3 protein-coding genes are annotated in these 16,474 nt (G+C 74.3%); 1 reads left to right on the top strand and 2 read right to left on the bottom strand.

Annotation, left to right across the window (positions count from 1 at the left end):
- Positions 1–31: 31 nt before the first annotated feature.
- Positions 32–11,119: an SDR family NAD(P)-dependent oxidoreductase gene (locus ACFXAZ_RS19370; RefSeq protein ID WP_384592277.1), complete on the top strand. Its 11,088-nt coding sequence runs from the start codon at positions 32–34 to the stop codon at positions 11,117–11,119.
- Between the two features lie 176 nt (positions 11,120–11,295).
- On the opposite strand, the gene ACFXAZ_RS19365 is transcribed toward ACFXAZ_RS19370, so the two are convergent.
- Positions 11,296–14,121: an AAA family ATPase gene (locus ACFXAZ_RS19365; RefSeq protein ID WP_384592274.1), complete on the bottom strand. Its 2,826-nt coding sequence runs from the start codon at positions 14,119–14,121 to the stop codon at positions 11,296–11,298.
- A gap of 670 nt (positions 14,122–14,791) precedes the next feature.
- Positions 14,792–16,222 (bottom strand): DUF1214 domain-containing protein, encoded by a 1,431-nt coding sequence (locus ACFXAZ_RS19360; RefSeq protein ID WP_384592271.1) that lies wholly within the window; start codon positions 16,220–16,222, stop codon positions 14,792–14,794.
- Positions 16,223–16,474 lie beyond the last annotated feature (252 nt).

Here is a 16,474-nt window from a genome sequence, read left to right as displayed (position 1 = left end):
CCCGCCGAGCCAGCAGGGAGCGAAACCGACCGTGGACACATCCGTCGAGCAGATCGTCGAGGCGCTGCGCGAGTCACTGCTGGACAACGAGCGGCTGCGCCAGGAGAACGAGCGGATCGCCGAGGCGGCCCGGGAACCCGTCGCGATCATCGCGATGAGCTGCCGCTACCCCGGCGGCGTCAGCACCCCCGAGCAACTGTGGCGGCTGGTCGACACCGGCACGGACGCCGTGGGCGACTTCCCCGCCGACCGTGGCTGGGACGTCGAGGGCATCTACGACCCCGACCCCGACGCCCCCGGCCGCACCCATGTCCGCGAGGGCGGATTCCTCTACGACGCCGCCGACTTCGACCCCGGCTTCTTCGGCATCAGCCCGCGCGAGGCGCTCGCCATGGACCCGCAGCAGCGGCTGCTGCTGGAGACGTCCTGGGAGGCCCTGGAGCGGGCCGGTATCGACCCGCACACCCTCAAGGGCAGCCGTACCGGCGTCTACGCGGGCGTCATGTACCACGACTACGGCAGCTGGCTCACCGATGTCCCCGAAGGCGTCGAGGGCTACCTGGGCAACGGCAACCTCGGCAGCGTCGCCTCCGGGCGCGTCTCGTACACCCTCGGCCTGGAGGGGCCCGCCGTCACCGTCGACACCGCCTGCTCCTCCTCCCTCGTCGCCCTCCACCTCGCCGTCCAGGCGTTGCGCAGCGGCGAGTGCGGGCTCGCCCTCGCGGGCGGCGTCACCGTGATGTCCACGCCCGACACCTTCATCGACTTCTCCCGCCAGCGCGGCCTCGCCCAGGACGGCCGCTGCAAGTCCTTCGCGGACGGCGCCGACGGCACCGGCTGGGGCGAGGGCGCGGGTCTGCTGCTGCTGGAGCGGCTCTCCGACGCCCGCCGCAACGGGCATCGCGTCCTGGCCGTCGTACGGGGGTCCGCCGTCAACCAGGACGGTGCCTCCAACGGCCTCACCGCCCCCAACGGCCCCTCCCAGCAGCGGGTCATCCGCGCCGCCCTCGCCGACGCCCGTCTGACACCCCGCCAGGTGCACGCCGTCGAGGCGCACGGCACCGGCACCCCGCTCGGCGACCCGATCGAGGCGCAGGCGCTGCTCGCCACCTACGGCCAGGACCGGCCCGAGGACGCCCCGCTGTGGCTCGGCTCGATCAAGTCCAACATCGGGCACACCCAGGCCGCCGCCGGGGTCGCCGGGGTCATCAAGATGGTGATGGCCATCCGGCACGGCCGGCTCCCCAGGACCCTGCACGCCGAACACCCCACCGCCAAGGTCGACTGGACGGCCGGTGCCGTCCAACTCCTCGGCGAGCCCCGCGACTGGCACACCGCCGACGAACCCCGCCGCGCGGCCGTGTCCTCCTTCGGCATCAGCGGCACCAACGCCCACGTCATCGTCGAGGCGGCGCCGGAGTATGTGACGGGTGGGACTCTTGCGTCCGACTCCGAGAGCCCCACCCCTGCCCCCGAGCCCTCCAGGACGGCCCCGCTCCCGCTCATACTCTCCGGCAAGGACGGCCCCGGACTCGCCGCCCAGGCCCGCCAGCTCCTGGACCACCTCACCACCACCATCACGGCGACCACCACAGCCACCCCCACGCCCACCACCCTCGCCCCTCTCCCGGCCATCGCGCACACCCTCGCCACCGGCCGGGCCGCGCTGGACGAGCGGGCCGTCGTCACGGGCGCCGATCTCCCCGCCCTCACCGCCGGACTGACCGCCCTCGCCGAGGGCGCGAGCGCGCCGAACCTGGTGCGCGGCAGGCCCGCCCAGGACTCCCGCATCGCCTTCGTCTTCCCCGGCCAGGGCTCCCAGTGGGCCGGAATGGCCGCCGACCTGCTCGACACCTCACCCGAGTTCGCCGCCACCATGGCGGACTGCGCCGAAGCCCTCGCGCCCGTCACCGACTTCGACCTCCTGGACACCGTCCGGTCCCGGCAGCCACTGGAGCGCGTGGACGTCGTCCAGCCCGTGCTGTGGGCGGTCATGGTCTCCCTCGCTCAGGTGTGGCGCGCGCACGGCGTCCGTCCCGCCGCCGTCATCGGCCACTCCCAGGGCGAGATCGCCGCCGCCTGCGTCGCCGGAGCCCTCTCCCTCGCCGACGGTGCCCGCGTCGTCGCCCTGCGCGCCCGCGCCATCGCCCGCGAACTATCGGGGCGCGGCGGCATGATGTCCGTCGCGCTGCCCGAGCCCCGGGTGCGCGACCTCCTCACCCCCTACGCCGGGCGCGTCGCCGTGGCCGCCGTCAACGGGGCCTCCTCGGTGGTGCTGTCCGGCGACGCGGACGTCCTCGACGCCCTGCGCGAGACCATCGTGGCGGGCGGCGGACGCGCCAAACGGCTCCCCGTGGACTACGCCTCGCACAGCGCCCACGTCGAGGCCGTCCGCGACCGCCTGCTCACCGACCTCGCGGACATCCGGGCCCGCCCCTCCGAGGTGCCGTTCTACTCCACCGTGACCGGTACCCGGCTCGACACCACCGCCCTGGACGCCGGGTACTGGTACACCAACCTGCGCCAGAGCGTGCTCTTCGCACCGGCCACCCGCACCCTGCTCGACGCCGGGTACGGGGTGTTCGTCGAGTGCAGCCCGCACCCCGTGCTGCTGCACAGCATCGAGGAGACCGCCGACGCCACCGGCACCGCCATCACCGCCCTCGGCTCACTCCACCGCGACAACGGCGGCCCCGAGCGGGTCCTGGCCGCCCTGGGCGAGGCGTTCACCGCCGGGCTGCCGGTCGACTGGACCCCCCTGTTCGACGGCCCGCCGCCGTACACCGCCGACCTGCCCACCTACGCCTTCCAGCGCGAGCGCTACTGGCTCGGCCGCTCCGCCGCCACCGGGGATGTCACCGCCGCAGGACTGCGCGCCACCCGCCATCCGCTGCTCGGCGCCGCCGTCCCGGTCGCCGAGGGAGGCACCCTGTTCACCGGCCGCCTCACCACCGCCACCGTCCCCTGGCTCGCCGACCACGCCGTCTCCGGCACCCCTCTGCTGCCCGGCACCGCCCTGGTCGACCTCGCGCTCACCGCAGGCCACGACCTCGGCTGTGCCCACCTCGCCGAACTCACCCTCCACACCCCCCTCGTACTCCCCGAGCGCGGCGCGCTCCACCTCCAACTGCACATCGCCGCCGCCGCCGAGACCGGCCACCGCGCACTGAGCGTCCACACCCGCCCCGAATCCGCCGACGGCACCGATGACACCACGTGGACCCGGCACGCCACCGGCCTGCTCGCCCCGCAGACCGGCGCCCCCGCCTTCGACCTCACGGCCTGGCCACCCCCGGGCGCCCGACCCGTACCGATCGAGGACGCCTACGACCGCCTCGCCGCCCTCGGCTACGACTACGGGCCCGCCTTCCAGGGACTCACCGCCCTCTGGCGGCGCGGCGACGAGACCTACGCCGAGACCGAACTCCCCGTGGACGCGCAGACCTTCGCCCTGCACCCGGCGCTGTTCGACGCCGCGCTGCACGCCGACGGCCTCGCCACCGACGACCAGGACACCGCCCGGCTCCCCTTCGCCTGGACCGGGGTCTCCCTGTACGCGACCGGGGCCACCGCGCTACGGGTCCGGCTGCACGGCGGGGACCGGCTCTCCGTCCAGCTCGCCGACCCGACCGGCGCCCCCGTCGCCGAGGTCGGGGCCCTGATCTCCCGGCCCGTCGACCCGGCCACCCTCACCCCGGCCGCCCATCACGACCACCTGCACGACCTGTACCGCCTGGACTGGCCGGTCCTGCCGCTGCCCCGGACGCCCGCACCTCCGTTCGCGGTCCTGGACGAAGGAGGCCCGGCCGCACTGGACCCCGTGCCCGAGTGGGTGGTGCTGCGCGCGGGCGGCCACGACGATCGCCTCGGCCCCGACGCCCCGCCCGCCGCCGCCCACCGTTCCACCGAGCGAGCCCTGACCGCCGTACAGAACTGGCTGGCCGACGACCGCACCGCGACCGCCCGGCTCCTGGTGCTCACGTCGGGCGCCGTCGCCGTGGGCGAGGAAAACGCCACCGAGGGCGTCACCGAGGGCGTCACCGAGGATGTCACCGACCTCGCGGGCGCCGCCGTATGGGGCCTGGTCCGGGCCGCGCAGGGCGAGCACCCGGGCCGGTTCGTGCTGGTGGACTCCGCGACCGGCGACCCGGCCACCGCCGTGGCCGCCGCGGCGACCAGCGGCGAACCCCAACTCGCCCTCCGTGAAGGCACCGCACACCTGCCCCGCCTCACCCGCGCCACCACCCCCCGAGGACCGGCGTCCGGCGCCGCCCGGGCCCCGGGACCGGCGCCCCGCCTGGACCCCGACGGCACCGTCCTGATCACCGGCGGCACCGGGGTGCTCGGCGCCCTGATCGCCCGGCACCTGGTCGCCGAGCACGGCGTACGCCGCGTCGTGCTCGCCGGGCGCAGCGGCACCGCCGCCGACACCTTCGCGGACCTCGACGGCCTCCGCGCGGAGATGGTGGTCGCCCGCTGCGACGCCGCCGACCGCGCCCAGCTCGCCCGGCTCATCGCCGAGACACCGCCCGACCGGCCGCTGACCGCCGTCATCCACCTCGCCGGGGTGCTCGACGACGGCCTGGTGAGCCACCAGACGCCCGAGCGGCTGACCGCCGTACTGCGCCCCAAGGCCGATGCCGCCTGGCATCTGCACGAGCTGACCCGGGATCTGGACCTCGCCGCGTTCGTGCTGTTCTCCTCCGCCGCCGGCACGGTCGACGGCGCCGGACAGTCCGGCTACGCCGCCGCCAACGCCTTCCTCGACGCGCTCGCCGCCCACCGCCGCGCGCACGGCCTGCCCGCGCACTCCCTGGCCTGGGGCTTCTGGGAGCAGCGCACCGGTCTCACCGCCCACCTCACCGACGCCGACGTGGACCGCATGGCACGCGCGGGCGTCCGTCCGCTGTCCACCGAAGCGGGCCTGGCCCTGTTCGACGCCGCCCTGACCGCCACCGACCCGCTGCTGATCCCGATCGGCCTGGACCTGCCCCGGCTGCGCCGCGCCGCAGATGTCCCGGCCGTCCTGCGCGGCCTGGTGCCCGCGCCCGCCCGCCGTACCGCCGCCGCCCGCGCGAACCCCGCCTCGCTCGCCGACCGGCTCGCCGCCCTCGGCCCCGCCGAACGGGACACCGCCCTCAGGGAGCTGATCCGCACCCATGTGGCCGCCGTGCTCGGCCACGGCGACGACATGACCCTCGATCCGCGCCGCTCGTTCCGCGAACTGGGCTTCGACTCGCTCACCGCCGTGGAACTGCGCAACCGCCTGGGCACCGCCACAGGCATCCGGCTCCCCGCCACCCTCGTCTTCGACCACCCCGACACGGACGCGCTGCTGACCCACCTCACCACCGAGTTGTTCGGCACCCGGCCCGAGAACACCTCCGAGAACACCTACGGGAACACTCCCGCCGCCCCGCGAGAAGCGGACGACCCCATCGCGATCGTCGCCATGGCCTGCCGCTACCCCGGCGGTGTCACCACCCCCGAGGACCTGTGGCGACTCCTCGCCGACGGCGGCCACGGCATCGGCGCCTTCCCCGCCGACCGGGGCTGGGACCTGGACCGGCTCTACGACCCCGAACCCGGCAAGGCCGGGCATTGCAGCACCCGCGCGGGCGGATTCCTCTACGACGCCGCCGACTTCGACCCCGACTTCTTCGGCATCGGCCCCCGCGAAGCCCTCGCCATGGACCCGCAGCAGCGGCTGCTGCTGGAGACGTCCTGGGAGGCGCTGGAGCGGGCCGGTATCGACCCGCACACCCTCAAGGGCAGCCGTACCGGCGTCTACGCGGGCGTCATGTACCACGACTACGGCAGCAGGCTGCGCCAGGTCCCCGAGTCCGTGCGCGACTACCTCGGCAACGGCAGCCTCGGCAGCGTCGCCTCCGGCCGGATCGCCTACGCCCTCGGCCTGGAGGGCCCGACCCTCACCGTCGACACCGCGTGCTCCTCGTCCCTGGTGGCGCTGCATCTGGCCGCGCAGGCGCTGCGGCAGGGCGAGTGCACCCTCGCGCTGGCGGGCGGGGTGTCCGTGATGTCCACCGCCGACACGTTCGTGGACTTCAGCAGGCAGCGCAATCTGGCCGCCGACGGCCACGCCAAGTCCTTCGCCGACGGCGCCGACGGCACGGCCCTGTCCGAGGGCGCCGGAATGCTCGTCCTGGAGCGGTTGTCGGATGCGCGGGCGCGGGGTCATCGGGTGTGGGCGGTGGTGCGGGGCAGTGCGGTGAATCAGGACGGTGCGTCGAACGGTCTGACGGCGCCGAACGGTCCTGCGCAGCAGCGGGTGATCCGTCAGGCGCTGGCGGTGGCGGGGTTGTCGGTGGGGGAGGTGGATGTGGTGGAGGCGCACGGTACGGGGACGACGTTGGGGGATCCGATCGAGGCGCAGGCGTTGCTGGCGACGTACGGGCAGGAGCGTACGGAGCCGTTGTGGCTCGGTTCGGTGAAGTCGAACCTGGGTCACACGCAGGCCGCTGCCGGGGTGGCGGGGGTGATCAAGATGGTGATGGCGTTGCGCAACGGGGTTCTGCCCCGCACCCTGCACGTCGATGAGCCGTCGACGAAGGTCGATTGGGCGGCGGGCGGTGTGCGCCTGCTGACCGAGGAACAGCCCTGGCCGGTGACGGACCGCCCCCGCCGGGCGGGTATCTCCTCCTTCGGCATCAGCGGCACCAACGCCCACACGATCATCGAGGAACCCCCCGCCGAAGCCGAACCCCCCGCCGACACCGACGCCCCGCCCCCGCTCCTCCCGCTGCTGATCTCCGGTGCCACCCCCGAGGCGCTCGCCGCCCAGGCGGCACGTCTGCGTACCGTCGCCGATCAGCCGCTGCCCGCCCTCGCCCGCACCCTGGCCACGGGCCGCGCCGCCCTCACCCACCGGGCCGCGATCGTGGCCCGCGACCAGGACGAACTCCGCGCAGCCCTCATCGCGCTCACCGACGGCGAGGCCGCCGACAGCGTGGTCCACGGCAGGCCCGCAGGGGGCGCGACCGCCGTTCTCTTCACCGGCCAGGGCGCCCAGCGCGCGGGCATGGGCCGTGGCCTGTACGCCGCCCACCCCGTCTTCCGGGCGGCGCTCGACGCGGCCTGCGAGGCCCTGGACGCCCATCTCGACCGCCCGCTGCGGGACGTGATGTGGGCCGAGCCCGGCACGGAAGGGGCCGCGCCGCTCGACCTGACCGGGTACACGCAGCCCGCCCTGTTCGCGGTGGAGACCGCCCTGTACCGGCTCCTTGAGTCGTACGGCGTCCGCCCGGACTGGCTGGCGGGCCACTCCATCGGTGAGGTCACCGCCGCGCATGTCGCCGGTGTCTGGGACCTCGCCGACGCGGCCCGGCTGGTCGCCGCGCGCGGCCGGCTGATGCAGGCGCTGCCCGCCGGGGGCGCGATGCTCGCCGTCGACGCCACCGAGGAGGAGATCCGGCCGCATCTGGGCCCCGAGGTCTCGGTCGCGGCCGTCAACGGACCTCGTGCCGTGGTCGTCTCCGGCACCGAGGCCGGGGTGGCGGCGGTGGCCGAGGCGTTCGCCGGCCGCCGTACCAAGTGGCTGCGGGTCAGCCACGCCTTCCACTCCCCGCTGATGGACCCGATGCTCGCGGAGTTCGAGAAGACCGCCCGCGATCTGCGGTACGCCCCGCCCACGATCCCGGTCGTCTCCGACGTCACCGGCACCCGGGCCACCGAGGACGACCTGTGCGACCCCGCCTACTGGGTCCGCCATGTCCGGGAGCCGGTCCGCTTCGGCGACACCGTCCGCACACTGGAGGACGCCGGGGTCCGCACCTTCCTCGAACTCGGCCCCGACGCCGTGCTGTCGGCCATGGGCGCGCACGCCGTCACCGACACCGGGCGATCGGCGTTCGTCCCCGCGCTGCGCCGCGACCGCGAGGAGGAGCGGACCTTCGCCGCCCTGCTCGGCACGGCCCACGTACGCGGACTGGCCGTCGACTGGCGGCGGGCGTACGCGGGCACCGGCACGCCCCTCACCGATCTGCCGACCTACGCGTTCCAGCGGCGGCGGCTGTGGCTGGAGGACGCGCCCGGCGCGAGCGGCGACGCGGGCGGCCTGGGCCAGGCCCCCGCCGGGCATCCGATGCTCGGCGCCGCCGTGGAACTGGCCGCCGACGACCGGGTGGCGCTGACCGGCCGACTCTCCCTGACCACCCATCCGTGGCTCGCGGACCACGCCGTGGCGGGCGTCGTCCTGGTGCCCGGCTCCGCGTTCGTCGAACTGGCCGTCCAGGCCGGCGACCGCACCGGCTGCCCCTCGGTGCAGGAACTCACCCTGGAACGCCCCCTGGTGCTGCCCGCGTCCGGTGCCGTCCACGTCCAGGTGGCCGCCGCGGCCCCCGACGCCGACGGCCGCCGCGAACTGACCGTGCACGCCCGCCCCGAAGGCACCGACAGCACCTGGACCCGGCACGCCACCGGCGTCCTCGCCCCGAGCCGCGCGCCCGAACCGCCCGCCCACACCGAGTGGCCACCGCCGGGAGCCCGACCGGTCGACGTCAGCGGCACCTACGACCATCTGGCCGAACAGGGCTACCACTACGGCCCGTTGTTCCGCTGCCTGCGCGGCGCCTGGCGGCTCGGCGCCGACGTCTGGGCCGACCTCGCCCTGCCCGACCCCGCAGCCGCCGACGGCTTCGCCCTGCACCCCGCGCTGCTCGACGCCACCCTGCACGCCATCGACCTGCTGGACGGCCAGGACCCCACGGTCATGACCCTCCCCTTCTCCTGGGAGGGCGTCACCCTCCACGCCTCCGGCGCCACTTCCCTCCGACTGCACCTCACCCCCCACGACACCGACCATCTGACCCTGCGCCTGTACGACGACACCGGAGCGCCCGTCGCCGAGGTGAGGTCCCTGCGCCTGCGCCGCGTGACCGCCGCTCAGCTGGCCGCGTCCGCACCCGCGCCCGGCGACCTGTTCCGGGTGCGGTGGGTCGCGCGGGCGGTGGCTGCGGGGGATGGGGTGTCGCTGCCCAGCGGCCTCGCGGTGGCGGCGGGCGGGGTGTCCGTACCCAGCGCCTTCGCCCAGGCGGGGGGCGGGGTGTCCGTGCCGAGCATCTTCGCCGCGGCGGGGGATGGAGTGTCCGTGCCGACCGTCTTCGCCGCGGCGGGGGGTGGAGCGTCCGTGCCGAGCGCCTTCCCCGTGGCGGGGGAGGAGCGTCGGGTGCCCGTGAACGGTTCCGTGTCCGCGTCTCACCCGCTCACCGCGCCCGTGGGCGAGGATCGCGCCGAGCGCCCGATGCCCGGGGAGGGCTCCACATCGGCGCCGCGCGCCAACGCCATGCCGACAGGCGACCCCGGCACCGGGCACCCCGCGTCCGCCGACGGCCCCGCGGCGGCGCCCCGCACCCTCGCCCTCTCCCCATCCACCCCCGGCGCCGACCTCCCGACGCAGGCCCGCGACATCGCCGTACACACCCTCGCCGCCCTGCAACAGCACCTCGCGGCCCCCGGGGACGAGCCGCTGGTGGTGCTGACCCGGTCCGCCGTGGCTGTCGACGTCGGTGAGGTGCCGGACCCGGCGCAGGCGGTGAGCTGGGGTCTGGTGCGGGCGGCGGCCGTCGAGCATCCCGGCCGGTTCGTCCTGGTCGACACCGACGGCGACCCCGCCTCCACCGCCGCCCTGGGCGCCGCAGTCGCCACCGGCCTGCCCGAACTCGCCCTGCGCGCGGGCACCGTACACACCCCCGAACTGGTCCGCACGGCCGACGAAGAGCCGACGGCGGCACCCGCACCGGACCCCGACGGCCCGGCAGCCGCACCGCACCCCGACGGCACCGTCCTCATCACCGGCGGCACCGGCGGCCTCGGCAGGCTGCTCGCCCGGCATCTGGTCACCCGGCACGGCGTACGCCATCTGCTGCTGGCCGGACGCGCCGGGCGGCTGCCCGACCCCACGGCCCTGGACGACCTCACCGCGCTGGGCGCGACCGTCACCGTCGCCGCCTGCGACGTCACCGACCGGCACGCCCTCGCCGCGCTGCTGGCGTCCGTGCCCGCCGAGCACCCGCTGACGGCCGTGGTGCACGCCGCGGGCGTCCTGGACGACGCACTGCTCACCGACCTCACCCCGGAGCGGCTGGAGACGGTCCTTCGGCCCAAGGCCGACGCCGCCTGGCACCTGCACGAACTGACCCGGGACCTGGACCTCGCCGCCTTCGTGCTGTTCTCCTCCGCCGCGGGCACCCTGGGCGCGGCGGGCCAGGCCAACTACGCCGCCGCGAACGCCTTCCTGGACGCCCTCGCCGCCCGGCGCCGCACCGAGGGGCTCCCGGCGCTCTCGCTCGGCTGGGGACTGTGGGACACGGGGGAGGGCATGGCCGCCGGGCTCGGCGCGACCGAGCTGCGCCGGCTCGCCCGCGACGGCATCCTGCCGCTGCCCGCGGAACGGGCACTCGCCCTGTTCGACCGGGCGCTGAACGCCGACGACCCCACGGCCCCCGACCGGGCCCTGCTGCTGCCGGTCCGGGTCCAGGTCACCGACGACGCCCCCGCCCTGGTCCGCGCACTGGCGCCGGCCGCGGCGCGCCGCACGGTCCGGGAGACCGCCGCACCACCCGTCGCCGCCGCACTGGACGCCCGGCTGACCCGGCTGAACGGCGCCGACGCCCTGCGGCTGCTGGCGGACACGGTGTGCGCGCACGTCGCCGACGTCCTCGGCCACGGGCCGGGCGGTGCCGTCGATCCGCAACGCTCCCTGGGCGACCTCGGAGTGGACTCGCTGGCCGCCCTGGAACTGCGCAACCGGCTCGCCGCCGACACCGGTCTGCGGCTCTCCACCACCCTCACCTTCGACCACCCGACCTCGGCGGCGCTGGCCCGGCACCTCTTCGAGGAACTCGGCCTGGACGACAAGGCCCACGGCCCCGACATCGAGGCCGAGGTGATCCGCCTGGAGGAGGCGCTGGACTCGGCCGTGCCGGACGAGGAACAGCGGGCGAGGGTGGCGGCCCGCCTGCGCGCCCTGACCGCCCGCTGGGACGGCACCGAGCAACAGCAGCTGAACGGTGCCACACACCCCGACAGCCAGACCCTGGACACGGCCACGGCCGACGAACTCTTCGGCATCCTCGACAACGAACTCGGCACCTTCGACTGAGTGCACCGTCCCGGGACGGCCATGAGCCATCGTCCCGGGACACCCACTCACCCGGCTTGACGGCAACCGGTCTGCGCCCCCCCGCGCGCGACCCCCCCACACACACACAGCAAGGGGTCGGGACACCTCACAAGTGCCCCGACCCCAGACCGTCCTTCACCCCCGTGAGCGCCCCCTCACCCCGCCGGTGAGTGCGTACGCGCCCAGTGGTCCGACAGTTTCGGGATCCGTTGCTCCAGCATCTGCGTGGGCAGCTCCGAGCGGCTGGCCACGTTGAGCTTGCGGTAGACCCGGGTCAGATGCTGTTCCACCGTGCTGACGGTGACATGGAGCCGGGCGCTGATCTCCCGGTTGGTGTACCCGAGCGCGGCGAGCCCGGCGACCCGGCACTCCGCGTCGCTGAGGATCGCCGGGCCGGACGGGTCGTCCCTCTGGCCCGGATCCGCCAGCAGATGCGCGTCGACCGGCGACTCGATCCGGCAGGCCGCGGCCTCCCGGTCCGCCTCCTGCGCCACCAGCCGGGCACGGGCGTAGTCACCCAGCTCGTAGTGCGCCGCCGACAGATCGGCGCACGCCTGGGCCAGCGCGTAGCGGTCCCCGCAGGTCTTGAGCAGATCGATGGACTCGTGCAGCAGAGCCGCCCGGCGATGCGGCTTGCAGGTCGCCGCCAGCAGCCGCAGGGCCATCGCACGGGCCCGAGAGCTGTGCCCGCCGGGCAACTGGAGCTGCTGCTCCGCCCATTCCCGCGCCGACCGCACCTTGCCGATGCGCAGATTGGCCAGGGCCAGGTCGGACCGCCACGGAATCCCCTTCTGGAGACTGGGGTTGCCCTCCCGCAGCAGCCGCCCGCAGGTCTCGAAGTCGCTGAGCGCGGCGAACGGCTGGTCGGTGGCGATGTAGTGATGGCCGCGGGCCCGCAGATACTGGATGCCGAACACCGTACGGAACATCGATTCCGGCACCTCGTGCTTGAGCAGCTCCTGCGCGTCGGCGTAGGAACCCATGGCCGTGTGCGCGGAGATCGCCGTCGACAGCGGCAGACCGATGAGCACGCCCCAGCTCTGCGCGCGCAGCGTGCCGAGCGCGGCGAGCGCCCCTTCCCGCGCGGCGACCATGTCGCCCTGGAGCAGGGCGATCTCCGCACGGATGCTGCCGAGCAGGGCCTGCCAGGTCGTCGCCCGGCGCTCGGCGGCGCACTCCAGCAGCCCCTCGCACGCCTCGGCGGCGACGGCGGGCCGGTCCGCGTGCGCGACCGCCAGCAGCGACATCGCGACCAGTTCCAGATTGAGATGATCGAGCTGATGCCCCTGGAGGGCCTGGGCGACCGCCGCCGCCGACTCGTCGGTGGCCTCCCCGCCGATCAGATCCGCCACCCGGGCGGCCAGCCCACCGGCCTCGGCGTACGAACGGCACCGCGCGGCCGGTCCGGACGCCGAGGCATACTTCCCGGGCAGCGCCACCCCGTAGAACCACTGCCGTACGAACTCCACCTCCGCCACGATCTGCGCATCGGCCGGCGACTGGACCCGCACCAGGCTCGCCACGGCGCGGGCGGCCAGCTCCGTGTCCCCCTGCCACAGCAGATGACGCAGTACGGCCGCGGTGTCCCGCATGCTCAGGGAACCGTCGAGCGCGGCGTCGCGCAGCGGCTCCAGATGCGGACCGGCCGCAGCCGGGTCGGTGCGCCACTGCGCACCGGCGAGAGCCACCGACAGGGCATGCCGTTCCCGTACGTCGGCGCAGTCGCGCAGCAGCAGGCCCAGATAGGCGGTGCAGCGCTCCACGTCATCGGCGGCCAGCGCCTGGTCAGCGGCGGCACGCAGCACCCTCGGGCCCCAGCTCGCGGGGACGAGACCGGCGGCGCGCAGCTGCGGGGCCACGTCCTCGGCAGAGGTGCCGGAACGGTACAGCAGGTGGGCGACGCGGCTGTGCAGGTCGGTGCGCGCGGCGGTGTCCATGTCCTCCAGGACCGCCGCGGCGGCGGCCGGGTGCCGGAAGACATGACCGTCCAGCAGCCCGGCGGAGTTGAGCAGGTCGACCGTGTCCTGCACACAGGCCGGGGGCGCGCCGGTCAGCTCGACGAGCGGGACACCGGCGGCCCGCGGTCCGAGCGCGGCCAGGGCACGGGCCACCGCGATCTGGTCGGCGTCGCCGTGGTGCAGCAGCGACAGCACGGCCTGGCGGTAGGCCGTACCGGCGACGGGCCGGCCGATCTCGGGCCCGAAGCGGGTGCTGTCGTCCAGCAGGGCGTGCACCAGCAACGGACTGCCCGCGGTGGCCCGGTGGTAGGCGGTGCGCACACTCGGCGGGACGGGGTGGCCCGCCTGCCGGGCGAGCAGTTCCCCCACGCTCGCCTCCGACAGGGGGGACACCCGCAGCCGTTGGTGGGGCTGGCGCAGCAGTTCCGGGTAGGTCCGGGACCGCAGTTCGCCGAAGTGCCCCGAGGTGGCGCAGACGGCGAGCACCGGCCGGGAGCGGCTGCGGCGCAGCAACTGCACGATCGTGTGCAGCGAGTCATGGTCCAGGGCGTCGGCGTCGTCCACGACGAGGACCAGGGGACGCCCGTCGTCGGTGAGGCGCAGCAGCCCCTGCGCGACCTCCGCAGGGGTGGAGCGGCGGCGCCGGCCGGGTTCCGCCGGCGGGCCGCATTTCCCGGCCGGGCGCAGGGTGAAGTCCGGGGGCGCCGTGAAGTCCGGGTACACCATGAAGGAGGACGTGTGTGATATCCCGCATTCCAGGTGTGATATGCCGCACTCCGTCTCGACAGTGTGCAGTAATTGCCGAACCAGGCTCATCGGAAGATCTCGTTCGACGGTCTCCGCCGTACCTGTGAGTATTCTTGCGTCGGTGCTGCTCAGACCCGTCAGGAATTCATGAACCAGCTGTGTCTTGCCGGATCCGGCGCCGCCGGTGATGATCACGAGCCGTCCGTGCCCTCGCACGCTCTCCGTGAACGCTTCGCTCAGGGCCTGAAGTTCTCTCGAACGGCCGAAAAGGTGCATCGCAGCTGCCCCCTAGATTGTTTCTCCGAGTGGTCGCGCGCTGTCCCGCCCATTCCGTCACGAGCCGGTCACCTCGGCCCGGAGAAGCCCGGTGCGCCGCAGTCCGGCGGTGATGTCGCCCCCATGAACGTGGGCGGAACGGCTGTGCGGCCGGCTGTCTTCCCAGGGGAAGGCAGGGTGAGCACACCGTACGACCACGAGGTGGTCGATGGTCCGACGGACAGAATGATTCGGACGCATTGCTGCCGACTATGATTCGGGTCATCCGCGAGTTTGCCGGGAGAACGCCGAATTGAAATAGGTATTCTGAACGGAAAGAAATGCTATCCGCGAGTACTAACGTTGTCAACTTCCGGCTTGCCGTCGACTCCTGCTTACTCTCTTGATGCGCCGTGCGGGTGTCCTTTTACGCTCCTTTGATTTACCGGACGCTTAAGGAAAGGATTCGGGCAGGCCGCATCGTGAACCCGGTCACAGGTAAGCGCTTTCGCAGCCCGTTCGGGCAGTGTCTCTTGCCTGATCAGACACCCGGTGCCGGAGCCCCTGGTCAGGAGGGGTGGGGGAGAGGTGAGCGGCTGGTTTTGACTGGTCCCCGTATACGACATGCCGGAATCGTTTGGCCGGGTGGCCGGCCGGAGAAGGACCGCCCGGCGAAAAGGCCGACGTCGGGTCATCCGCCCGCGCAATTGCCGGGGGCAAGCCGGGCGCGCCCGGCTCGGTCCACCGCCTCGAAGTCGCCAGGACGCCACGCCCCGTCGAAGGCCGGCCCCGTGGGCCCGTAGATCCGGAAGTACGCGAACCAGCCCCGGCCGGGCACCGTCTGGATCCAGCGCCCGGTGGTCCGGGCGGGCGCGGCCGGCCCGATGTACAGGTCGACATGACCGGCTCCGGCCGGCTCCAGGTCGTCGAAGAGCGAGCGCAGGGAGGCCTGACCCTGATCGGCGGCGATCTCGGAGCGGGTGGCCGCGTCATAGACGGTGACCGACCAGAACAGGGTCCGCGGCACCGGCAGCGGCACCCGCAGCCGGTAGGTCCGGCCGCCGTCGAGATACTCCCCGTCGCCGTCGCGCACACCCAGCCAGTACAGCGACCCGGCGCCCGGCTCCCGCCGGAACATCGCCGGGGAGGCCAGGATCGCCTGTGCGAACCAGCGGTCCCTCGCCTCCATGTCCAGCGAGCCCGGCCGCTCGAACGTGCCGTTCTCCGGCCGCAGTCCCGCCCACTCCCAGGCCCGGTCGGGCCACACCATCCGGTCCGGGCGCCGGGACGCGAACGCCGACATCAGCAGCTCGTCCCGGCCCTGCCGCGCGGCCTCCGTCAGGATCCGCTCCATCCGGGCCTCCGGCGCGAACCGCCGCCCCGCCTCGATGCCCAGCTCGGCCAGCAGCCCCAGCATCGGCCGCAGTTCCCCGACCGGCGGCTCGGTGTCGATCACCCGGTGCAGGACCCGCCAGTACTCCAGGTTTTCCTCCCACGCCAGCGGGGTGGTGTCCATCGCGGTGTCGTCCCGGTTCACGACCACGAACCGGGGCGGATCGTCCCGACGGACCAGCGGATACACCCGCACGGACGCGAGCAGCGCGTTGGCCCGCGCCACATCGCCGTCCAGGGGCAGGGCCCGCAGCACGCACAGCACATGCCAGGTGTCACTGCGCACCACCTCGTACCGCTCGGCGTCCGGCACGTGCCGCCCGTGCCCCGGGGGCAGCAGCAGCACCCGGCCACCGCGCGCCCCGTTCCGGCCGGACAGCCCGAGATCGACCAGCCAGCGGTGGTAGTGGTCGTCGACCAGCCCGGCCAGCGGGCCCGGCGGCACCTCGATCACCAGCGGTCCGCTGCGCCCCAGATCCAGGGCCGCGCCCAGACAGGGGGCGTCGGAACCGAGGGTGAAACCCACGTGGTGCGGGTGGGGCAGCAGCAGCGGCGCGACCGTGTTGTCCGCCGCCCCCACCGCCCGGGTGCCGCGCAGGATCCCCTCCATCGACACCACCGGATAGAAGAAGCGGTACGCCTCCACCGCCCGCCGCGCGTCCACCCGGTCGAACGAGTCCGCCGCGCTCTCCGGCACCGGATAGCCGCCCCGGAACCCCACCAGCTCCATGAACCCCGCCGCCTTCCCGTCCCGTCCGCCCCCCCTGCTCACCCACCCTTGCCGCAGCGCCCCCCACGAGGCACGCCCGGCCCGCCGTTCGAGTGAAAGGAACACGGCCCCCAACCCCCTGAGAGCCGCGGCGACCTCGAAGAAGCGCCCACCCCAACCCCCCTGAGGGGGGTCGCGGCGACCTTGAGGAAGCGCCCACCCCAACCCCCCTGAGGGGTCGCGGCGACCTTGAGGAAGCGCTCACCCAACCCC

The organism is Streptomyces sp. NPDC059477, assembly GCF_042749375.1.
Lineage (GTDB): Bacteria > Actinomycetota > Actinomycetes > Streptomycetales > Streptomycetaceae > Streptomyces.
The sequence above is the reverse complement of the archived record's forward strand: the minus strand, read 5'-3'. Positions and strand labels throughout refer to the sequence as shown.